The sequence below is a fragment of the Nocardia sp. NPDC058058 genome (assembly GCF_042885355.1).
In the GTDB taxonomy this organism is placed as follows: domain Bacteria; phylum Actinomycetota; class Actinomycetes; order Mycobacteriales; family Mycobacteriaceae; genus Nocardia.
The window spans coordinates 22,543-43,962 of record NZ_JBHVSA010000004.1; the positions used below are offsets into that span (position 1 = coordinate 22,543).

22 protein-coding genes are annotated in these 21,420 nt (G+C 67.2%); 17 read left to right on the top strand and 5 right to left on the bottom strand.

Annotation, left to right across the window (positions count from 1 at the left end):
* Window positions 1–56: 56 nt before the first annotated feature.
* Window positions 57–536, bottom strand: coding sequence for a MerR family transcriptional regulator (locus ACFVUS_RS31515; RefSeq protein WP_387774849.1), 480 nt, complete (start codon window positions 534–536; stop codon window positions 57–59).
* A 196-nt stretch (window positions 537–732) separates the two neighbouring features.
* Here ACFVUS_RS31515 and ACFVUS_RS31520 point away from each other — a divergent pair, with 196 nt between their 5' ends.
* Window positions 733–933 carry a hypothetical protein gene (locus ACFVUS_RS31520; RefSeq protein WP_387774852.1) on the top strand — a complete coding sequence of 67 codons (201 nt, stop codon included), beginning with the start codon at window positions 733–735 and terminating at the stop codon, window positions 931–933.
* Window positions 934–985: 52 nt separating this feature from the next.
* Here the strand turns inward: ACFVUS_RS31520 and ACFVUS_RS31525 are convergent, their stop codons facing one another.
* Complete coding sequence (locus tag ACFVUS_RS31525; RefSeq protein ID WP_387774855.1) at window positions 986–1,477, bottom strand: SixA phosphatase family protein; 492 nt, start codon at window positions 1,475–1,477, stop codon at window positions 986–988.
* Window positions 1,478–1,704: 227 nt separating this feature from the next.
* Between ACFVUS_RS31525 and ACFVUS_RS31530 the strand changes: the two genes are divergently transcribed.
* The gene (locus ACFVUS_RS31530) at window positions 1,705–3,375 is read left to right on the top strand and encodes an FAD-dependent oxidoreductase (protein WP_387774858.1); all 1,671 of its coding nucleotides are present in this window, start codon (window positions 1,705–1,707) and stop codon (window positions 3,373–3,375) included.
* A 67-nt stretch (window positions 3,376–3,442) separates the two neighbouring features.
* On the opposite strand, the gene ACFVUS_RS31535 is transcribed toward ACFVUS_RS31530, so the two are convergent.
* Together ACFVUS_RS31535 and ACFVUS_RS31540 are read right to left on the bottom strand one after the other, a co-directional pair.
* On the bottom strand, window positions 3,443–4,210 hold the full coding sequence (locus ACFVUS_RS31535) for a hypothetical protein (RefSeq protein WP_387774861.1): 768 nt from the start codon (window positions 4,208–4,210) through the stop codon (window positions 3,443–3,445).
* Between the two features lie 123 nt (window positions 4,211–4,333).
* Window positions 4,334–5,110 (bottom strand): acyl-[acyl-carrier-protein] thioesterase, encoded by a 777-nt coding sequence (locus ACFVUS_RS31540; protein ID WP_387774864.1) that lies wholly within the window; start codon window positions 5,108–5,110, stop codon window positions 4,334–4,336.
* 171 nt (window positions 5,111–5,281) lie between these two features.
* Here ACFVUS_RS31540 and ACFVUS_RS31545 point away from each other — a divergent pair, with 171 nt between their 5' ends.
* The 10 genes from ACFVUS_RS31545 (at window position 5,282) to ACFVUS_RS31590 (ending at window position 17,228) form a co-directional block, all read left to right on the top strand.
* A complete protein-coding gene (locus ACFVUS_RS31545) occupies window positions 5,282–6,823 on the top strand; it encodes a protein kinase (protein ID WP_387774867.1) in 1,542 nt (513 codons plus the stop codon).
* Between the two features lie 86 nt (window positions 6,824–6,909).
* The gene (locus tag ACFVUS_RS31550; RefSeq protein ID WP_387774870.1) at window positions 6,910–8,667 is read left to right on the top strand and encodes a protein kinase; all 1,758 of its coding nucleotides are present in this window, start codon (window positions 6,910–6,912) and stop codon (window positions 8,665–8,667) included.
* Between the two features lie 95 nt (window positions 8,668–8,762).
* Window positions 8,763–9,737 carry an NADPH:quinone oxidoreductase family protein gene (locus ACFVUS_RS31555; protein WP_387774873.1) on the top strand — a complete coding sequence of 325 codons (975 nt, stop codon included), beginning with the start codon at window positions 8,763–8,765 and terminating at the stop codon, window positions 9,735–9,737.
* A 40-nt stretch (window positions 9,738–9,777) separates the two neighbouring features.
* The gene (locus ACFVUS_RS31560; protein WP_387774876.1) at window positions 9,778–10,890 is read left to right on the top strand and encodes a winged helix DNA-binding domain-containing protein; all 1,113 of its coding nucleotides are present in this window, start codon (window positions 9,778–9,780) and stop codon (window positions 10,888–10,890) included.
* Window positions 10,891–11,181: 291 nt separating this feature from the next.
* A complete protein-coding gene (locus ACFVUS_RS31565) occupies window positions 11,182–12,555 on the top strand; it encodes an amidohydrolase family protein (RefSeq protein WP_387774879.1) in 1,374 nt (457 codons plus the stop codon).
* Between the two features lie 208 nt (window positions 12,556–12,763).
* Window positions 12,764–13,495 carry an ABC transporter ATP-binding protein gene (locus tag ACFVUS_RS31570; RefSeq protein ID WP_387778383.1) on the top strand — a complete coding sequence of 244 codons (732 nt, stop codon included), beginning with the start codon at window positions 12,764–12,766 and terminating at the stop codon, window positions 13,493–13,495.
* On the top strand, window positions 13,495–14,331 hold the full coding sequence (locus ACFVUS_RS31575; RefSeq protein ID WP_387778386.1) for an ABC transporter permease: 837 nt from the start codon (window positions 13,495–13,497) through the stop codon (window positions 14,329–14,331). Before ACFVUS_RS31570 ends, ACFVUS_RS31575 begins: the two co-directional genes overlap by 1 nt.
* A 47-nt stretch (window positions 14,332–14,378) precedes the next feature.
* Entirely contained in the window at window positions 14,379–15,542 is a 1,164-nt protein-coding gene (locus ACFVUS_RS31580; RefSeq protein WP_387774882.1) for a nitrate ABC transporter substrate-binding protein, read from the top strand.
* Between the two features lie 29 nt (window positions 15,543–15,571).
* Window positions 15,572–16,555 (top strand): isopenicillin N synthase family dioxygenase, encoded by a 984-nt coding sequence (locus ACFVUS_RS31585; RefSeq protein ID WP_387774885.1) that lies wholly within the window; start codon window positions 15,572–15,574, stop codon window positions 16,553–16,555.
* A 28-nt stretch (window positions 16,556–16,583) separates the two neighbouring features.
* The gene (locus tag ACFVUS_RS31590) at window positions 16,584–17,228 is read left to right on the top strand and encodes a GntR family transcriptional regulator (protein ID WP_387774888.1); all 645 of its coding nucleotides are present in this window, start codon (window positions 16,584–16,586) and stop codon (window positions 17,226–17,228) included.
* A gap of 46 nt (window positions 17,229–17,274) precedes the next feature.
* Here ACFVUS_RS31590 and ACFVUS_RS31595 read toward each other — a convergent pair whose 3' ends face one another.
* On the bottom strand, window positions 17,275–17,793 hold the full coding sequence (locus tag ACFVUS_RS31595; RefSeq protein WP_364642696.1) for an Lrp/AsnC ligand binding domain-containing protein: 519 nt from the start codon (window positions 17,791–17,793) through the stop codon (window positions 17,275–17,277).
* 138 nt (window positions 17,794–17,931) lie between these two features.
* Between ACFVUS_RS31595 and hppD the strand changes: the two genes are divergently transcribed.
* From hppD to rpsG, 5 genes are all read left to right on the top strand, one after another.
* Window positions 17,932–19,128: a 4-hydroxyphenylpyruvate dioxygenase gene (gene hppD / locus ACFVUS_RS31600; RefSeq protein ID WP_387774893.1), complete on the top strand. Its 1,197-nt coding sequence runs from the start codon at window positions 17,932–17,934 to the stop codon at window positions 19,126–19,128.
* Between the two features lie 38 nt (window positions 19,129–19,166).
* Entirely contained in the window at window positions 19,167–19,700 is a 534-nt protein-coding gene (locus tag ACFVUS_RS31605; protein ID WP_387774896.1) for a DUF3558 domain-containing protein, read from the top strand.
* A gap of 14 nt (window positions 19,701–19,714) precedes the next feature.
* On the top strand, window positions 19,715–20,272 hold the full coding sequence (locus tag ACFVUS_RS31610) for a DUF3558 domain-containing protein (RefSeq protein WP_387774899.1): 558 nt from the start codon (window positions 19,715–19,717) through the stop codon (window positions 20,270–20,272).
* A gap of 279 nt (window positions 20,273–20,551) precedes the next feature.
* Window positions 20,552–20,926: a 30S ribosomal protein S12 gene (gene rpsL, locus ACFVUS_RS31615; RefSeq protein ID WP_019049359.1), complete on the top strand. Its 375-nt coding sequence runs from the start codon at window positions 20,552–20,554 to the stop codon at window positions 20,924–20,926.
* Window position 20,927: 1 nt separating this feature from the next.
* Window positions 20,928–21,398 (top strand): 30S ribosomal protein S7, encoded by a 471-nt coding sequence (gene rpsG, locus ACFVUS_RS31620; RefSeq protein WP_364642683.1) that lies wholly within the window; start codon window positions 20,928–20,930, stop codon window positions 21,396–21,398.
* The last annotated feature ends 22 nt before the right edge of the window (window positions 21,399–21,420 follow it).

The window sequence follows — 21,420 nt, forward strand, 5'->3', positions numbered from 1 at the left end:
GCCCGTCACCTTTCCGGTGACGGGCTCATTTTTTCGCCTTCCGGCGGCGGGCGCGCTCAGGTGGTGCGGGCGAGTTCCTGATCGGCGATCGGCGTGCACGCGAGCACGGTGCGCCAGTCCGGTCCCGGAACGCCTTCGTAGTGGGCGATCTTGCAATCCAGCACGGCGACAGTCTGTTTCAGCTCTTCGATCTGCGCGAGCACCTCGGCGCGGGTGTGGCGGAACATGTCCAGGCGTTCGGGGAAGGTGTGCTCGCCCGCGCGCACGAGTTCGGCGTAGCGCACCATATCGGCCACCGACATGCCGGTGCGGCGCAGTTTCCCGATGAGTGAGAGCCAATCCAGATCGCGATCGTTGAACCGGCGCTGCCCGGCGTGATCGCGGCCGACGTAGTTCAGCAGGCCGATGCGCTCGTACCAGCGCAGCGTGTCCCGGGTGAGCCCGCTGCGCTCGGACACCTCACCGATCGAATACCGCGGCCGCTCGTACTCGGGACCGTGCTGAACCGACGCCTCCAACGATGCTGTCGAACCCATCTGCCCGCCCTTCCGTGCCTGGAATCTCGCCGCCGCCGGGGCACTCGGCCCCGGTATCGACGCTACCGACCTGGAGTGCACTCCAAGCAAGCCCATTCTGCCCGGATTCGGCCGGGGCCGCGATTGCTCCGGCGTGCCGGGGTGCGAGGTTCGTTTCCGGGCTGAACAGCCGCCGATACGCGCCTACGCTGGGGGCATGGCAAAAGACATTGATCGGGTTCGGGCGCGCTCCGCGCTGGAGTCGGTGAAGGAACAGCCGGTCATCGCGGCCATCGCCGCACTGCCGGTGGTGGCGGTATTCGGCGTCGTGTGGTGGCTGCTCGGGTTCTTCCCGGCGCTCCTGCTGCTGCTCGTGGTGGGCGGCGTGGTCGTCTGGCGGGGCAAACTACTCGGCTAGCCCGCATCTCCCGGCAGCACCCGCGATCACCGCCTCTTCGGGTCGCGGAGTGCTATCGCGGCACGTGGAAGGTGACCAGCTCGCCCGTGCCGGTGTCGATGTCCGCCCAGGGGCGGTCGAATTCCAGTACGGCCAGCGCCGAGGTGGGGAATTTCGTGCTGAGCTGATCCGCCGCGGCCGAATCCCGGTTGGCGGCCAGTTCCCATGCGGTCCACGGCATTCCGGGGGAGTGGCCGATCATCAGCAGCGTGTGCACGGCGTCGTCCGCCAGCCGCGCCAATTCGATGAGCGCGTGCGGCGACGCCTCGTAGATGGATTTCTCGTACGTCACGGGCGCGGTGATGCCGGTCGCGGCGAGCGTTTCGCGGGTCCGGGTGGCGGTGGAGCAGTACACCGCGTCGATGGGCGGCTGGGTCGCGCGCAGCCAGTCTCCGGCCAGTCCAGCCTCCCGCAGACCGCGCGGCGCGAGCGGTCGTTCATGGTCCGCCACGCCGTCCGGGTAGCCGGATTTGCCGTGGCGCATCAAGATAAGGGTCCGTGCCATGCGCACTACGGTATGCCCCGCCGTTCTACCTGCCGAGACTGGTCTCACAACCGCTGATCCCGCTCCCGGCAGGAGACCCGCCTCACACTCGAGGCACACTGAATGGTGGTGTCACACCTGCGTGCCGCAAGGCGCCGGAGCGCCGATATATTAGAACGTGTTCTACCCGCCCTGCTCGAACCCCGAGCGGAGTAGCACCACGCGACTGTTTCGAGGATCTGCGAGATATGGCCTATGTGATCACGCAGCGTTGTTGCAACGACGCCAGCTGCGTACCCGAGTGTCCGGTCGATTGCATTCGTCCCACCCCTGAGCAACGCGAGTTCGCCTCGACCGAACAGCTCTACATCGACCCCGATACCTGCATCGACTGCGGCGCGTGCGTAGACGCCTGCCCGGTCGACGCCATCTTCTCCGAGGACGACCTACTGGCGTCGCTGGCGAGATTCAAGGACATCAATGCCGCGTACTTCGTGCGGCATCCCCTGGAATCGAACTTCGAACCGCTGGTGCCGCCGACCCGCGCGCCCAAGAATCTGGGCACCCTGCGGGTCGCGATCGTCGGCGCGGGTCCGGCCGCCTGCTACGCGGCCGAGGAGCTATTGCGCCGCGCCGATGTCGAGGTCGAGCTGTTCGATCGGCTGCCCACCCCGTACGGCCTGGTGCGCGCGGGTGTCGCCCCGGATCATCCGGGCACCAAATCGGTGGCGAGCCTGTTCGAATCCGCCTTCCGCCGGGACGCGCTGCAGTACCGCCTCAATGTCGAGGTGGGCAAGCACGTTTCGCACGAGGAACTGCTCGCGCATCATCACGCCGTGCTCTACGCGCACGGCGCCTCCACCGACCGCAAACTCGACGTACCCGGTGAGGACCTGCCCGGCAGCCACTCCGCCACCGAGTTCGTGGCCTGGTACAACGGGCACCCGGATTTCGCGGACCGCGAATTCGACCTCTCGGGTGAGCGGGCCGTCATCGTCGGCAACGGCAATGTGGCCCTGGATGTCGCGCGTGTGCTGACCGTCGATCCGGACGAGCTGGCCAAGACCGATATCGCCGATCACGCCCTGGACGCGCTGCGCCGCAGCAATATCAAGGAAGTGGTGGTGCTGGGCCGCCGAGGTCCGCTGCAGGCCGCCTACACCTCCTCGGAGTTCCTGGCGTTGGCGCACCTGAAGGGCGTCGACGTGATCGTCGACCCCGACGATCTGGTGCTCGATCCGGCCAGCCAGGCCGAATTGGATCACGCCGAGGTGGAACCCTCACTCGCGCTCAAGTACACCCTCGCCAAGGAGTACGCGGGCGCGGCGGCCACACCGGGCAATAAGCGCATCGTCTTCCACTACCTGGTCTCGCCCACCGCCATCACCGGTGACGACAAGGTGGAGGCGGTCGAGTACGTGCACAACGAACTCGTCGAGGAGAACGGCCGCACCGTGGCCCGCCCCTCGGAGCGCACCAACCACCTGGAAGCCTCGCTGGTGCTGCGTTCCATCGGCTACCGCGGCGCGCCCATCGCCGATATCCCGTTCGACGACACCCGGGGCGTGGTGCCCAATGCCGCGGGCCGGGTCGTGGACGCCGACGGCAATCCGGTGCAGGGCGTGTACGTCTCGGGCTGGATCAAGCGCGGCCCGCGCGGCGTCATCGGCTCCAACCGGGTCGATTCGCAGGAGACCGTCGATCACCTGATCGCCGATTTCACCAATGGCAAACTCGCTGCCCCGCAATCGAATCGCGCCGACCTGGACGCCCTGCTGTCCGAGCGGCAGCCCGATATGGTCGGCCGCGAGGGCTGGAAGGCCATCGATCAGGCCGAGCGCACCGCGGGCAAGGCCGCCGGCCGCCCCCGCGTGAAGTTCACCAGCCTGGCAGACCTGCTGAAGGCCGCCAAAGGCTAGTCATAGCACAATCATATGACTGCGGCCCGTCCGAATCGGATGGGCCGCAGTCATATTCGTGTCGGGATCAGTTCGCGCGCAGGGCGATGGTGAGGCCGTCCTTGGCGCAGGCGGACGGAGTGGCCGGATCGGGCTGGGAGTTACAGGACCAGCCGTCGATGGTGGCCGCGTCCGTATCGCTGATGGTCTGGGCGTAGGTGGTCGCCACATTGATGGCCTCGGTGCAGCCGACCCGCCCGGCGGGGGAGGCGACCGCGATGACGGTGCGGGTGCCGCCGCCCGCGTCGGTGACGGTGCCGCAGTTGACGTCATCGAGTTTCGCCGGGGTCGTGGTGGGTGGTGGCGTGGTCGGGGCCACGGGTGGGTTGGGGGCCGCCGCGCCGCGCAGGCCGATCAGGAAGCCGTCCTTGAAGCAGATGCGCGGAATCACGGTGTCCGGCTGCGGTTCACAGGTCCAGCCGTCGACCTGGACCGCATCGCCGGTGCGGGTGGCGTTGACGTAATCGCTTGCGACGGTGATGGCCTCGGTACAGCCGGGACGGCCGGCCTGATTGGCGTACGCGATCACATTCGAGCTCGCGCCATTGGCTCCGGTTATTGGTCCGCAATCGACATCGGAGAGCGATTGCGTGGTGGGCACCGGCGGCCGGGTCGGGTTGGGCGGCAAGGTCGGTGGCGGTGCGGGCTTACCGGCGATCGTGGTGGTGGTTATCGCGGCGGTCGGCTTCGCGGTGGAAGTCGCGCTGCTCTTCGCCGAATCCGAGGAATGGCTACACGCGGTGAGGGCGATCAGTGCGGGCGCGACCACGATCAGCGCGCAGTGGGTGACTCTCATACCGGCGATCTCCTGTCTTCGATCACCGGATGGCGATCGGCCTGCCGAGAGTGTGTCAGGCAAACATTCAGTGATCGCGATTTTGCCGGGAATGTCCGGCAATCCAGAGGTTTCGGCCGCGCCTCACTCCGTGGGCAGCGGGCCGATCCGCACCGTCGTGGTGGTGATGCCGCCCACCACGAACCACAGTCGCAGCACCGGATGCCCGGTCCGGTCACCGGGTTCGTAGCGACTGCGCACGGTCACGTGCTGACGGGCCAGCACCGGCGCGATGTATTCGATGACCGCGCGATGCGGTCCCGCCACCAGTTTCGGATAGTCCACCAGGTACTGCTCCACGGCCTGCCAATACGCGGCATTGTTCACGTGGTTGTACTGGTCGATATCGGTGGCGCGCACCGGATACGTCAGATCGGTATCCGATTCCGGCGGCGTGTGATCGACGAGCCACGGCCGCCAGCGCAATCGATGTTCACTGGTGGTGCGGGCGAGTTCGGCCAGGCCCTCATCGCTGATGCGGGTCGGCATATTGGTGAACTCGTTGATATTGATCCAGAAACCCTCGGTCTCGATGAGACCGCCGTTCTCGCTGGTGATGCGCACCCGCATATTCGTCCACCGGGTCGACATGGCCGAACACCAGCGGGTCAATTCCACCCGGTCCGGCCAGTGGATGGGTTTGACCACATCCACCACCGTGCGCCGTACGATCCAGGCCGGATCGGTGCGATGGAAGAACCCGGAATGCATTTCCTCCCAGGCGATATCTTGCAGATAGCGGGCGACGGCGTCGAACCGTAACCGCTGGTAGGGGTCCACGTCGCCAGCCCGGACGGGCCACGCCGAGGCGAAGCCCATGCCCTCCTGGGGAAGCGGGGCTAGTGGCTGATCGTGTGACACTGGTGCTCCTCGCGCTGCACGGTGTGCCGCGTTTCGTGCGGTGCTTGCTGTGACATGACTTTACGGGGCGTGCGTCACACACTCGCGTCGAGTCGTCCGATACTCCTATCAGCCGGGACCGACGAGCGCCCGGGAATGACAGTCGCGGGCCCGGCCCGTAGCCTTTTCCTGTTGAGGACAGCACCATGGGAGGGCACACGGGTGGCCGCAACGAACAGGGCCGGAACGCGATTCGGGCAATATGAATTGCGGCGATTATTGGGCGTCGGCGGTATGGGCGAGGTGTACGAGGCCTACGACACCGTCCGCGATCGGACGATCGCGTTGAAACTGCTCGATACCCAGTTGGCCAAATCACCCACCTATGTGGAACGTTTCCGGCGCGAATCCCGCACCGCCGCACGGCTACAGGAACCGCACATCATTCCCGTGCACGACTGGGGCGAGGTGGACGGCGTGCTGTTCATCGATATGCGCCTGGTGCGCGGCCAGGATCTGCACGACCATCTCACCGCGCACGGACCGCTGCGGCCGCATCAGGCCGTCGAGGTGATCGAACAGGTCGCCGCCGCCCTGGACGCCGCACACGAGAGCGGTCTGGTGCACCGCGACATCAAACCCGCGAACATTCTGCTCACCGGTGAGCTCTTCGCGTACCTGGTGGATTTCGGTATCGCGCACGCGGCATCGGATGTGCAGCTCACCAGCGCCAACAGTGCGATCGGTTCCTTCGCGTACATGGCCCCCGAACGTTTCGAACACCACACCGCGGTCTCCGCGAGCACCGATATCTACGCGCTCGCCTGCGTGCTGTACCAAAGCCTCACCGGGCGGCCGCCTTTCCTGCGGGACAGCAATCTGGCCACCGTGCACGCGCATATGCTCACCCCGCCGCCGCGCCCCAGCGACCGCCGGGGCGTGCCACCGAGTTTCGACCGGGTGGTCGCCACCGGCATGGCGAAGGACGCGGCCGACCGGTACGCCTCGGCCGGCGACCTGGCCCGCGCGGCGCGCGCCGCCCTCTCCGAATTCGCCGCACCGGCGCACCCCGGCGGCGGGCAGCCCCTCCCCGAAACCCGGCCGCAGATCACCACGCCGCCGGAATCCGCTGTCTCCCAGGCACTTCCGCATGGGCGTCCGCAGCCGGTAGCTCAACGTCCCGTGCCGCCGCACCCGGTTATGCCGCGTGAGCATCCGTCCGCCCCGTTGCCCGCATCGCCGCGCGACCGCGGCTCGCGGCCGATTCTCATCGGCGCCTTGCTGGTGGGGGTGCTGGTGACCGGTGGCGTGCTCGCCTGGCTGCTGGTGCACGGTAGCGGTGGCGGGGGCGGGACCGCCGCGACCGGCACCACCGGCCCCGTCACCCGCACCCTCGCGCCCTTCATCGGATCCGTATCCGCCACGGACGCACAGGGTTTCACCGCCGGGCCGAGCTGCAACGCCTACGATCCGGCGTACGCCATCGGCCGCACCGCCGCGTCCCGGGTGCTGATCTGCCGCACGAGCGCGGGCCGCTACTACTACAAGGGCTTCCGGATCAGCGATAGCGCGGTGCAGGAGATCGACGATCCGGTGCCGGACGGGTCCGGTGGTTTCACCGCCGTCAACACCGCCGACAACACCCGGTATCACGTGTCCGCGGCCGCGCTGTCCATCGACAAGGACGGCACCCAGCTGGCGAATGAGCAGATGATCGAATACGCGCATCGCTGACCCGGTTCCTTCAGGGTCATGACAGCCGGGCTCGAGCGCCGTAGCCTTTTTCCTGGGGCTGGATACAGACAGGGGAGGCTGCGCCCGTGGCCGCAGGAGACAGGGCCGGAGCTCGGTTCGGACAATACGAATTGCGACGCCTACTCGGCGTCGGGGGGATGGGCGAGGTCTACGAGGCCTACGACACCGTCCGCGATCGCACGGTCGCGTTGAAACTGCTGGATGTGGAACTGGCGAAATCGCCCACCTACGTGGAGCGATTCCGCCGCGAATCGCATACCGCCGCCCGCCTGCAGGAGCCGCACGTCATCCTGGTGCACGACTGGGGCGAGGTGGACGGTGTGCTGTTCATCGATATGCGCCTGGTGCGCGGCCGGGATCTGAAGGCCTACCTGTCCGATGAGGGCCCGCTGCCGCCGCAGTCCGCGGTCACCGTGACGGAGCAGATCGCCGCCGCGCTGGACGCCGCGCATCAGATCGGGCTGGTGCATCGCGATATCAAACCCGCGAACATTCTGCTGACCGGTGAATTGTTCGCGTACCTGGTGGATTTCGGGATCGCGCACGCGGAATCCGATGTGCAGCTGACGAGTATGGGCAGTGCCATCGGATCGTTCGCGTACATGGCCCCCGAACGTTTCGAACAGAGCGCCGCGGTCTCGGCGAGCGCGGACATCTACGCGCTCGGCTGCGTACTCTACGAAAGCCTCACCGGGGAAATACCTTTCAAGACCGACAGCAATCTCGCCACCATTCGCGCGCACATGATGACCCCGCCGCCGCGCCCCAGCGCCCGCGCCGGTGTCCCCGCCGGTTTCGACCAGGTCATCGCGACCGCGATGGCGAAGAATCCGGCGCATCGCTACGCCACCGCCGGACAGCTCGCCCGCGCCGCCCGCACCGCGCTACTGCACGCCGAGAACCAGGTCACCCGCATCTCCGCCCCGGCGACCGTGGTGGTCCCGCCCACGTACCCGGGCCCCGCGCACCCATCGCAACCGCACCGCACCGCCGATCCGGGGTCCGGACCCGTCGGCCACCCCGGCTACGGTTCGGGTCCGCAGAGCCTGTCCGGGCAGGGTTCGGGTCCACGGGGTTTCGCTGATCCGGGTTCGGGTCCGCTGGGTTTCGCCGGTCCGGGCGGAACGCTCGGATACGGCGGGCATCCGTCCGGGCCGGTCGACCATCAGGCGTCGCAGCCGACCCGGTACGGCGTTCCGGCCGGGCTGCCGCGCGAACATCCCTCGGCCCCATTGCCTTTGCCGCCTCCGGTGCGCAGCAGTATGCCGGTGGTGGTCGGCGCGCTGGTCGGCATGGTGCTGGTGCTCGGCGGAATTCTGGGCTGGTTGCTGTTGTCCGGCAAGGACAATGGCGGCACGGCGGGCGGAGGCGGGACCTCCGTCGCGCCGTCCACCATGCTGACCGCCACCAATGCGAGCAGCGCCACCGCCGGTGCGATATCGCGGCCGACCACCCCGGTCACCACCACCCCGAGTCCCGCGCTGTCGCCCTTCATCGGATCGGTATCCGGTACGGACGCACAGGGTTTCGCGGGCAGCCCGCGCTGCAACGCCGACAATCCCGCGTATGCCATCGGCCGCACCGCCGCCTCCCGGGTGCTGGTCTGCCGCACCGGCGTCGGCCGCTACTACTACAAGGGCTATCGCAACAGTGACGGCGCGGGCATCGAACTCGATGATCCGGTCCCGGACGGCAGCGGCGGTTTCACCGCCACCAATCCCGCCGACGGCACGCAATATCGGATCTCCGCGGCCACCCTGACCATCGTGAAGGGCGGGAATGTGCTGGCGAACGAGACGATGATCGAATACTCGCACCGCTGACCGAACGAATCTCCGGCACGCCGACGGTGACACGCCGCAGGTCCATGGGTTACGTTCGGCGGAGTATCCAAAGGTGGATTGATCGGAGTATTGGCATGCGCGCAGCCGTGGTGAGCAAGCTGGAAGGCCCGGAGAGCATCGAGGTGCTCGATATGCCCGAGCCCGCCGCATACCCCGGCGGTGTCGTCATCGAGGTGCACGCCGCCGGAATCGCCTTCCCGGACGTGCTCATGACGCGCGGGCAGTACCAGATGAAGCCGCAGTTGCCGTACATCGTCGGCTGCGAGGTCGCCGGCATCGTGCGCGAAGCGCCCGAGGGCACGCACGTGGTCGCCGGTGACCGGGTGGTGGCGCTGACCCTGCTCGGCAATGCCGCCGCCGAACTCGCGGTCACCCCCGCCGAAATGGTGTTCAAACTGCCCGACAACGTCTCGCTGGAGGCCGGTGCGGGCGTGCTCTTCAACGACCTGACCGTGCACTTCTGCCTCACCAAGCGCGGCCGCCTGGCACCCGGCGAGACCGTGCTGGTGCACGGCGCGGCCGGCGGTATCGGCACCTCCACGCTGCGCATGGCCAAAGCGCTCGGCGCGGGCCGGGTGATCGCGGTGGTCAGCACCGAGGAGAAGGCCGAGGTCGCGCGCGCCAACGGGGCCACCGATGTGGTGCTCACCGACGGCTGGCTGGCCGCGGTCAAGGAACTCACCGGCGGACGCGGCGTGGACATCGTGCTGGATCCGGTCGGCGGCGACCGCTTCACCGACAGCATTCGCTCCCTCGCCTCGGCGGGCCGGGTGCTGGTGGTCGGCTTCACCGCGGGCGATATCCCCACCGTGAAGGTGAATCGCCTGCTGCTCAAGAACGTCGAGGTGATCGGCGCGGCCTGGGGCGAATGGGTGATGTCGCATCCCGGGTACCTGACCGAGCAGTGGGCCGAGGTGGCGCCGCTGCTCGCCAACGGCGATATCGCGCCGCCCGAACCGGTGCTGTACAGCCTCGCGCACACCGCCGAGGCGGTCTCCGCGCTCGACAAGCGCACCGCCACCGGCAAAGTCGTCGTCACCCTGCGCTGAGCGCCCGCGGACCACCGGACTCCCGTAGCGTGCGTGAATTGTGAAGCTCACCAACCGGGTTCTGAATCGCGCACTGCTGGCGCGCCAGCACCTGCTGGAGCGCTCCACGCTCACCGCGCCGCAGCTGTGCGACCACCTGATCGGCCTGCAGGCGCAGGACATGCTGCCGCCGTTCATCGCATTATGGAGTCGCACGGTCGATTTCGATCCCACGGTGGTGTCGGCGGCGCTGGACGACCGGTCACTGGTGCGAATCACGTTGATGCGCGGCACCATTCACCTCGTCACACCGCCGGACGCGTTGCGCATCGCACCGCATATCCAGCCCGAGCTCGAAAAGGTGCCGTTCCGTAAGGGATTCAACTACGGGGCCATGGTCGGCCTCGACCCCGACGAGGTGCGCGCGCACGGCGAGAAGGTGCTCGGCGACGAACCCATGAGCGCCGCCGATATGCGCGCCCAGGCAGCGGCGCTGTACCCGGACCGCGATCCCGGTGCGGTGCTGCAAACCTGGCTGTACCAGCTCCCCGTCCTGCAAACCCCGCCGCGCGGACGCTGGAAGGACAGCAGCCGCCCGGTCTGGTCCCGCGTGGAACCCTGGCTGGGCGCACCCCTGGACCCCGGCTATCCGGTCGAGGAACTGCTGCTCCGCTACCTGCGCGCCTTCGGCCCCGCGACCACCATGGACATGCAGACCTGGTCCCGGCTCACCGGCCTGAAGACCGCCGTCGCGAAACTCGGCGACCGCGTCCGCACCTACACCGACGACCGCGGCCGCACCCTCTACGACGCCGCCGACGCCGAACTCGCCGACCCGGACCTGCCCGCCCCCGTCCGCCTGCTCGGCTGGTACGACAACGCCCTGCTCTCGCACCAGGACCGCACCCGCATCATCCCCGACGGCGCGGCACCGCCCTTGCGCGCCTTCGCCTCCCAGGTCTCCGCCATCCTGGTCGACGGCCACCTCTCCGCCCTCTACAAAACCTTCCCCACCGGCGACACCGCCCGCCTGCGCATCAGCCCCACCCGCACCCTGACCCGCCCCGAACGCGCCGACATCGAAGCCGAAGCCCACGCCTTGCTGTCCTTCGTCGAACCCGACCGCACCCCCTCCGTCGAAATCCTCGCCCCGGGCGCAGATCTCAAACCCTGACCGCACCACCACCCCCGTCATCCCGGCGCGCTTTTGGCCGGGATCCACACCGGGCGGTGGTCCAGCTGCTTGTGTGGATCCCGGCCAAAAACATGCCGGGATGACGGAGGGGTCTCGGATCGCACGCACTCTGTTGGATGCAATTCAGGTTTCGTGGGTGGCATCCAGGCTTAACCGGTATGCAATACATGCTCGATAGGCTCGATTCACGGCGTTCATGGCTGAAACGGACGCATGTGCACCGCTCCAGCAGGGCGGGCGAACCAGCCGCATTTCCCGGAGGAATGCCGCATGGTGCCCAGCGCAGCCCTGTCCACTGTCATCTCTGATGTCACCGTCTATGCCGCGACAGAGTCCGGCCCACAATGGGTTTCGGGGCGGGATGTCGTTGTCGAGGACGGCCTGATCATCGCGATCGGCCCAACGGCCGATGCGTCGATCGCTGCCGGGGCTTTCGCTCCCGGGCCGGACCGCCCCGCACTCCGCGTCGACGGTCGCGGCGGCTACCTCATTCCGGGGTTCGTCAATACGCACACCCATCTTCAACAGTCCGTGCTGCGCGGGGCGGGGGAGGGGCTGCCGCTGCTCGAATGGTTGCACTGCGTAGGCGAATTCACGGTGGCGGCGACACCGGAGCAGACGTATATCGCGGCGCTCGCGGGCGGACTCGAACTGTTGCGTAGCGGGGTGACGACCGTGGTCGAGCATATGTGGCCGAATCCGTCGGAGCAGGTGCACGCGGCGGCGCTGCGGGCGCTGGACGAGCTCGGCATTCGAGTGGTTTTCGGCCGTGGCATCGCCGATCGCGCGGACCCGACCCGCAAGTGGGGGATGGATCCGCGCCTGGTGCAACCGCTTTCGGAGGTCTTCGAGCACATCGACGAGCTGGACAAAGATCTGGCGGGGTCGCGTATCGGCACCGCGCTGGCCGTGCCGAATCCACGCTGCCTCACCCCGGAGGGCATGGCGGCCGTGCGTGACTACGCCGATCGCACGGGTAAGACCATTTCCATCCATCTGCTCGAAACCAGCACCGACGAGGACATGTGCCGACTGCATGCAGCCTGTTCGGCGGTCGAGTACCTGGACGCGGGCGGCCTGCTCGGCCCGCGCACCCTCGCCGTGCACTGCTGCAAGCTCGATGAGCGCGGTCGCGCGGTGTTCGCCGAACGCGGAGTCGCGGTGTCCTACAACCCGTTGAGCAATATGCGGCTCGGCAGCGGTGTCGCACCGATACCCGACATGCTCGCCGCCGGAATCGATATCGGCCTCGGCGTGGACGGCGCGGCCTCCAATGACACCCAGGACATGCTGCTGGCGCTGCGCATGGGCGCGTACCTGCAACGCGCCGCGCATCAGCGCGCCGATCTGCTCGGTTTCCACGACATGATGCGCCTGGCCACCCGGGGCGCGGCCCGCGCACTGGGCTCTGCCGCAACGCATTCCGGCGTAGCCGTGGGTGACCGCGCGGACCTCACCCTGCTGCGCTTCGACCGCGATTTCGCCTGCCTGCCGGTCCGTGACCCGGGCGCGACGCTGCTCACCACCGGTTCACCGCGTGTGGTCGACACGGTCTGGGTGGACGGTGAGCCCGTGATCCGCGACGGCCGCAGCACCCGGGTGGACGAGCGAGAGCTCGTGAAGATGCTCAGTCACATGCAGTGACAGTTAATCAACTGGAAACAGTCACACGATTGCATGTAATTCAGCTCGACAACACTGGTCTCATGCACACGGTGCACGCAACGCCCGGCAGTGCGAGGTACCCGATCCGAGAGAGAAGGTGAGCGCGGTGGTCCTGTACGACACGGTGCCCGGCCCGGCCGCAACCCGTCCGCGTAACCCGGCGGCGAATACCCCGGACTCCCCGGAGATTTCGTTCGCGGGCATCGGTAAACGCTTCGCGGACAAAGGTTCCGGCGCGGTCGTCGCATTGACCGATATCGACCTGGAGGTCCGGCGCGGCGAATTCGTCGCCGTCGTAGGTCCTTCCGGATGCGGTAAGTCCACGCTGTTGCGGCTGGCTGCGGGCCTGGAAGCACCGACCTCGGGAACCGTTGCGGTGCAGACCGATTCGGTCGGCTTCATCTTCCAGGAAGCCACCCTGCTGCCCTGGCGCAAAGTGCTGCGCAATGTCGAACTCAGCGCCGAACTGCGCGGCATCGACCGCACCGCCCGGCGCGAGCGCGCCAATCGCGCCCTCGCCGCCGTCGGCCTCGCCGATTTCGCGGGCAAACTCCCCGGTCAACTCTCCGGCGGTATGCGCATGCGCGTCTCGCTGGCCCGCGCGCTCACCTTGGAACCCGAACTCATGCTGCTGGACGAACCGTTCGGCGCACTCGATGAGATCACCCGCCTGGGCATGCAGGAGGAATTGCTGCGCCTGTACCGCGACAACGCCTTCACCGCCCTGTTCATCACCCATTCGGTCTCCGAGGCGGTCTTCCTGGCGAACCGGGTGGTGGTCATGTCGGCCCGCCCCGGCCGTATCCACCAGATCCTCGATATCGATCTGCCGTATCCGCGCGACCGTGAGCTGCGCTTCGAGCCCGCCTTCACCGAACTGGTGGCCCGGGTCTCGCATTCCCTGAAAGAGGCTTCGTGATGGTAGGACTGGCCGTCTCCGCCCCGCTGCGCTCGGCTCCCGTCTGGCGTATCCCGTATCACCTGCTGCGCAAAACCGTTGTACCGCTGGTCTGCACCGGTTTGGCGCTGGCCGCCTGGTACACCGTCTCGCTGGTGCTGCTGGCCCCCGAGCGTCGTTTCCTGTTGCCGCCGCCGCATCAGGTGTTCCGTGAATCCCTCTCGGACCCGGCGAAATTGGAGGTGATGCTGCGCGCCCTCGCGGTGACCGCGCGAGTGGCGGTCACCGGCCTGTTCTTCGCCGCCCTGATCGGCATCGCCGTCGGCGTGCTGATGAGCCAGGCGAAAGCGGTCGAACGCGTGGTGTATCCGTATGCGGTTGTGCTGCAAGCTATTCCGGTGCTCGCCGTGGTCCCGCTGATCGGACTCTGGTTCGGCTACGGCCTGACCGCCCGCACCATGGTGTGCGTGCTGATCGCGGTGCACCCGATCATCGCCATGACACTGTTCGGCATCCAATCCGTCGACGGCAATCTTCGCGAACTCTTCACACTCGGCCGCGCGAATCGCCTGCGCCGCTTGATATCCCTGGAATTGCCCGCCGCCCTGCCGTCCATCATGACCAGCCTGCGCACCGCCGCCGGATTGGCCGTGACCGGCGCGGTCATCGGCGACATGTTCTTCGCCAAGGGCAAACCCGGTATCGGCACCCTGCTCGACACCTACCGCGCCCGGCTGCAATCGGAGGATCTGCTGGCCGCGCTGTTGCTGGCCGCACTCTTCGGCGTCGCCGTATTCGCCCTGTTCACCGCCATTCAACGCCTCACCGTCGGCCGCTGGCACGCCTCCGGTCGCTGAATCATCCCCACCTTTCCTCTCCTCTATCAACACCCTGTGGAGAACTCATGCACACCTCCCTGCGCCGACTCGGCACCACCGCCCTCGCCGCCGCCGTAATCGTCACCGCCGCAGCCTGTTCCAGCTCCGAGGACGATGCTGCCGCGGTTCAACTCCCCGCCGCACCTGCCGAACAACAACTCGCGGGCGTCTGTCCCGCCTCGGTCGTGGTGCAGTTGCAGTGGGAACCCGAGACCGATTCCGGCCCCATCTTCGGGTTGCTCGGACCCGGCTATCGGGTGGATTCGGAGAACAACAAGGTTGTCGGCCCACTGGTGGTGGACGGTAAGGACACCGGCGTCAAACTGGAGATCCGCGCGGGCGGACCGGCCATCGGCTTCCAGACCGTGCCCTCGCAGATGTACGTGGACTCCTCGATCACGCTGGGGCTCAGTCACTCCGAGCACGCCATCGCCGCCGCGGACAAACAGCCCATCGTCGCGGTGACCACCCTGCTGCGCGGCAGCCCGCAAATGCTGATGTGGGATCCGAAGACCCATCCGGACTGGCACGGTATCGCCGATATGGGCAAAGCCGGTGTGCCCGTGGTGGTTTCCCAGGGCCAGCTCTACCCGGACTGGCTGGTCTCGCGCGGCCTGCTGCGCGCCGACCAGATCGACAACTCCTTCGACAACGGCCCCTCCCGCTTCGTCGCCGATCCCCGCATCGCCCAGCAGGGTTTCGCCAACTCCGAGCCGTACGTGTACGAGCACGAGGTACCCGCGTGGAACAAGCCGATCGCCTACCAACTGCTGCGCGATACGGGGTACGAGGGTTACGCCCGCACCGTCAACGTCCGCAAGGACAAACTGAACGAACTGCGACCCTGCCTGCAGAAGCTGGTGCCCATGATCCAAAGGGCCACAGCCCAATTCCGCGCCGACCCGACTCGGGTCAACGATCTCGTCGTCGACGTGGTCGCCAAGAGCGCCAACTTCACCCCGTACAGCGCGGGCCAGGCCGCCTACGGCTCCAAGACCCTGATCGACAACGGCCTCATCGGCAATGACACCGACGGCGTGCTCGGCAGCTTCGACGAGGCCCGGGTGCAACGCCTCATCGACCAGTTCGCGCCCATCCTGCGCAAGGGCGGCTCGACCGTCCCCGCCGGACTCACCGCCCGCGACCTGGTCGACAAGGAATTCCTCGACACCACCGTCACCGCCAGCTGACCGAAAACGACTACCGGACAAGGAATCCCATGAGCAACGACACCGCGGAAATCGCCCGCGAGAAGCAGATGGGCGGACTCGGCGCCGAAGCCACCCGTGCCATCGCCGTCATCGACCTCACCGATTTCGAGGAACGCCGCGCCGAGATCACCGACCAGCTGTGGACGGCCGCCACCGAGATCGGCTTCTTCCAACTCGCCGGCCACGGCATCCCGCAGGAACAGATCGACGCCGTATTCGCGCTCACCGCAGGGTTTTTCGAACTCCCCGAACCGGTGAAAGCCCAGTACCCCCTGGTAAAAGCCGATAACGCCGGGTGGGAGAGCCTGAGTCAGGTGCGCCCCTCCATCGGCGTCCCGGACCAGAAGGAGTCCTATCAGATCACCCGGCCGCATATGACCGGCCGCTGGCCCAGCGAAGCCGAACTGGCCGGATTCACCACCGCCATACTGGATTTCGAGAACCAGTGCTGGCAGGTCGCCATGCGGGTGCTGTCCTGCTTCGCCGACCGGCTCGGCCTGCCCCGCGAACACTTCACCGCCGCACACGATCCCGGCTCCGAGCACTACCAATCCACGCTGCGGCTACTGCACTACTTCGCCGTCCCGGCCGAACTGCGCGATGTCCCCGGCCGCTGGCGGGCGGGCGCGCACACCGACTTCGACTGCCTCACACTGCTTTTCCAGCGCGACGGACAGGGCGGCCTCCAGGTCTGCCCCGGCAAGGAGATGGCGGAACAGCAGTGGACCTCCATCACCCCGTCCTCGGCGCTCATCACCTGCAATATCGGTGACATGCTCACCCGGTGGAGCGATGACCTGCTGCCGTCGAACTTCCATCGCGTGCGCAGTCCCGGCGCGGACGAATATCAGGGCGAGCGCTACAGCATCGCCTACTTCGCCCAGGCCGACCGCGACGCCGTAATCCAAGGCCCGCAGGGCGTCTACCCGCCCGTCACCGCCGCCGATTTCCTCGCCGAGCGGGTGCGCGCCAACTACCGGCCGCAAGGGTAATTTCGTACCGAATCAGGAAAGGACGGCCATGACCGAAGCGGACAGCGAGCTACTCGGCCCCTCCGTGCACCGGCAGCTGCGCCAGCTCGTCCTGTCCGGTGAACTCGAACCGGGCGCACCGCTGAGCGTGCTCGCCCTGTCCGCCCGCCTCGGGGTGAGCCGCAGCCCGGTCCGCGAGGCCGTACAGCAGCTCATCTACGAGGGTCTGGCCGTGAACGTCCCGCACGCGGGGGCCCGCGTCGCCGTCGTCGACGACGGCCAGATCCGCGATGTCCTCGAGGTGCGCGCGGTGCTGGACGGTCTCGCCGCGGCGGGCGCGGCGACCCGGGTCACCGAATTCGATCTCGGCAAACTCAGCACCATGCTCACCGGGCAGGAAGCCAATCTCCGCGATAACGCCGATCCCGCCCGCGACGCCACCCTCGACCTGGAATTCCACACCTTCATCCGCGACCGGTCCGGAAACCGCACCCTCGCCGACGAACTCGCCCGTCTGGAAGCCCAGGCCCACCTCTACCGCGGCGACCTGTGGACGCACCCCCGCAACCGCCGCACCGCCCTACGCGAACACCGCCGCATCCTCGAGGCCCTCGAATCCGGCGACCCCCGTGAAGCCCGCACCGCCGCCGAAGCCCACGTCTGCGGCCTGATAACCCGCATGACCCGGCTCTGAGCGCCCCCGTCATCCCGGCATGCTTTCGGCCGGGATCCACACCTCGCTAGTGCGAATTGCGATACGCCGGAGCCTTACTCGATCCGGACGGGGCCAGCGTGCGCAGCAACGGCAGCGTGCGCTGCGTGACCACCGTCGACAGCACGATCACACTGTGCGACCGCGAAATGGACGTGCTGCGATCGATGCTCAGCAGCACGCTCTGCAATCCGGCATGCGAATCCGCCCCGATCCGGCACAGCACATCGCTGGATCCGGTGGTGGCGTACGCCTCCAGCACGCCGGGGATGGCCTCCAGATCGGCCGCGACCGCCTCCAGCGCGCCCTGCGCGATTTCCAGCGTTACGAACGCCTGCACGTCGAAACCCGCTGCGGTGACATCGATTTGGGGATCATAGGAGGCGATGACACCCGCCTCCTCCATGCGCGCGATGCGGGATTGCACCGTCGCGCGCGCGACCCGGGTACGCCTGGAAAGCTCCAGAATCCCCGCCTTCTGGTATTCGTGCATGGCGGTCAGAATGGCCAGATCCAATTCGTCCAGCTTGGCCGGAGTGCGTGCCATGGCGGGACCTCCGCTTCGGGGTGTCGAGGTATTCAAATTGTCCAGCACGAGGCCCGAGATGGTGGCGTAATCCGCCAGGGTGTCTACTCGAACACGCCGATATTGCCCAGCTGACCCCCGTGGCGATTACCTGGACACATGAGCATCGAGGTTGCTGCACAGCGGCTCGCCGAGACAGAGTCCGATGATCTTCGCCAACTGGTCGGGTTGATAGACCACGACGCGGCCGCCGACCCGTTCCCGGTGATCGGCTGGGACGCCCTGGTCTGGACGGTCGGCAACGCCACCCAGACCGCGCACTTCCTGGAATCCGCCTTCGGCATGCGCCTGGAGGCCTACTCCGGCCCCGAAACCGGAAACCGCGATCACAAGGCCTTCGTATTACGCAGCGGCGGAGCACGTTTCGTGGTGCGCGGCGCGGTCGACCCGGACAGTCCACTGATCGCCCACCACGACCGGCACGGCGACGGCGTCACCGATATCGCCCTCGAGGTCCCCGATGTGGACCGCTGCATCGCCCGGGCCCGCGCACAGGGCGCGACCGTCCTGGTCGAACCACACGACGACACCGACGAATTCGGCACCGTCCGCTCCGCCGCCATCGCCACCTACGGCGAAACCCGGCACACCCTCATCGACCGCTCGCGCTACGACGGCCCCTACCTCCCCGGTTTCGTCACGCGCCGTTCGAATTTCGAGCCGCGCCCGGGTGCGCCCAAACGCGTCTTCCAGGCCATCGACCACGTGGTCGGCAATGTGGAACTCGGGCAGATGGACACCTGGGTCGAGTTCTACCGCCGCGTCATGGGATTCGAGAACATGGCCGAATTCGTCGGCGACGATATCGCCACCGAATACTCCGCGCTCATGAGCAAGGTGGTCGCCAATGGCAATCACCGCGTCAAATTCCCGCTCAACGAACCCGCGGTGAGCCGCAAGCGTTCCCAGATCGACGAATACCTGGAGTTCTATCGCGGCCCGGGCGTGCAGCACATCGCACTCGCCACCGGCGACATCCTCACCGCCGTGGACACCCTGCGCCGCGAGGGCGTCGAATTCCTGGACACCCCCGACACCTATTACGAAGACGCCGAACTCCGTTCGCGCATCGGCCACGTCCGCGCACCCGTCGAGGAATTACAGAGCCGCGGCATCCTGGTCGACCGCGACGAGGACGGCTACCTGCTCCAGATCTTCTGCAAACCCATCACCGACCGCCCCACCGTCTTCTTCGAACTCATCGAACGACACGGCTCCCTCGGCTTCGGCAAGGGCAATTTCAAAGCCCTCTTCCAAGCCATCGAACGCGAGCAGGAGGCCCGCGGAAACCTCTGAGCCGAGCGCCCGGGGCCGAACCCAGTAGAGTTCAGGCCATGCGGATGACGTCGGCCATCGTCACGGGGCTGAGCCTCGCGTTGCTGTTGTCGGCGTGTGGGGGAAGCGGCGATTCGGACACCCCGAGCGGACCTCTGCGACCACCTCCGAAGGTGGCCACGCTGGGTCCGTTCGTCGGTGAATGCGGTCACCTCACCGACGACGAAGTGCGCGATCTCGGCGGTCTGGGCACCGTGTCCTCGGTCTTCAAGAACGCGGTCGGCTGCAATTGGCAGGCCGCCGGAATGACCTCGGCCAGCGTCACATTCGCCTCCTACCGCGGCAGTCCCATCGATCGTGAGAAGGCGTGGGTGGCCAGCGTCGGCCGCGATCCGCAGACCATCGACGTCGGCGGTAAGAAGGGCTTCCAGGCCCTGGACCCGCGCGGCAGCGTCTGCGATCTCGCGGTGCAACTCGATGACGACTTCTTCGAATGGTCCATGTCCTACGGCGTCTTCGGTGCGGGCAATCTGGGCAATCCGTGCGACCGCACCCACAAGATGGCCGAACTGACCGTGCAGCGGCTCGGATGAGGGGGAGTACGGGCATGCGGCGAACCCGGGGCGCGGCGCTGCTCGCAGTGCTGGCCCTGACCACCGTGGTCGCCGGTTGCGGTAAGACCGTGCCCGGCACCGCGCTCCCCGCGGGCGGCACCACGAGCACCGGCGGCGGCAAGATCAACACCAATTTCGACAAGCTGCTGCGCGAATGCGAGGTCGTCTCCAATGACGACATCGCCAAAACCGTCGGCGAGGGCACCTACGCGAACCCGTCCTTCAACGGCGCGGTCTGCATGTGGGATCTGTCCGGCGGCACCTCGGGCAGCGGCATGGTGACCCTCAGTTGGTACGAGGAGGGTTCGCTCGCGAACGAGAAGTCCAATAACGACCGGCTCGGATATGTGACCAATGACATAACCGTGCAGGGCCGTCGCTCACTGGAGACGCATCGCCCCAATGACCCGGACTCCTGCGGTGTCAGCGCACCCGCCGCCGACACCGGGATCGTCGGTTGGTGGGTGAACTATCGCGCCGGTTCCAGTCACGGCGATCCGTGCGAAGCGGCCCGCAAGCTGGTGGAGTTGACTCTCAATCTCGCGCGATAGCCCCTTTACCAGCCTCGGCGTGGGTACCCCTTTTTGCCCCCTTGAAAGCGTGCGGGTATCGTGGACCGCTGTGCCCGGAAGCATTCGGGCAGGTTTGTGCGCAGTACGTAGGCCAGCGAGAGCGGCTGACCGTTCCAGCGTGCCCGGATTCCGGGAAACGCGCTGCGCATGACACGCCCGACCTCGTGGCAAGGAAATGCCGTGGGAACTGGGCGGAAAGCTCGAATGACCAAGACATGAAGTTCCAGACACCTGGTTACTAATAAGGAAAGCCGGTCTATGCCAACCATCAACCAGCTGGTCCGCAAGGGTCGTCGCGACAAGGTCTCCAAGACCAAGACCGCGGCCCTGAAGGGGAGCCCGCAGCGTCGTGGCGTGTGCACCCGCGTGTACACCACGACCCCGAAGAAGCCGAACTCCGCGCTGCGTAAGGTCGCGCGTGTTCGCCTGACCAGCGCGGTCGAGGTCACGGCGTACATCCCCGGCGAAGGCCACAACCTGCAGGAGCACTCGATGGTGCTCGTTCGCGGCGGTCGTGTGAAGGACCTCCCGGGTGTGCGCTACAAGATCATCCGCGGCTCGCTCGACACCCAGGGTGTGAAGAACCGCAAGCAGGCTCGCAGCCGCTACGGCGCCAAGAAGGAGAAGAGCTGATATGCCACGCAAGGGCCCCGCACCCAAGCGTCCGCTGATCAACGACCCGGTCTACGGGTCCCCGCTGGTCACTCAGCTGGTCAACAAGATCCTGCTGGACGGCAAGAAGTCCACCGCCGAGCGCATCGTCTACGGCGCCCTCGAGCAGGCGCGCGAGAAGACCGGCACCGATCCGGTCGTCACCCTCAAGCGCGCGCTGGACAACGTCAAGCCCGCCCTCGAGGTGAAGCCCCGCCGCGTCGGTGGCGCCACCTACCAGGTGCCGATCGAGGTCCGTCCGGGCCGCGCCAACACCCTGGCGCTGCGCTGGCTGGTCAACTACTCCCGCGCACGCCGTGAGAAGACCATGGTCGAGCGTCTGGCGAACGAACTGCTGGATGCCAGCAATGGTCTGGGCGCTTCGGTGAAGCGTCGCGAGGACACCCACAAGATGGCCGAGTCCAACCGGGCGTTCGCGCACTACCGCTGGTGATTGGACGCCCGGCCCGTCCCCT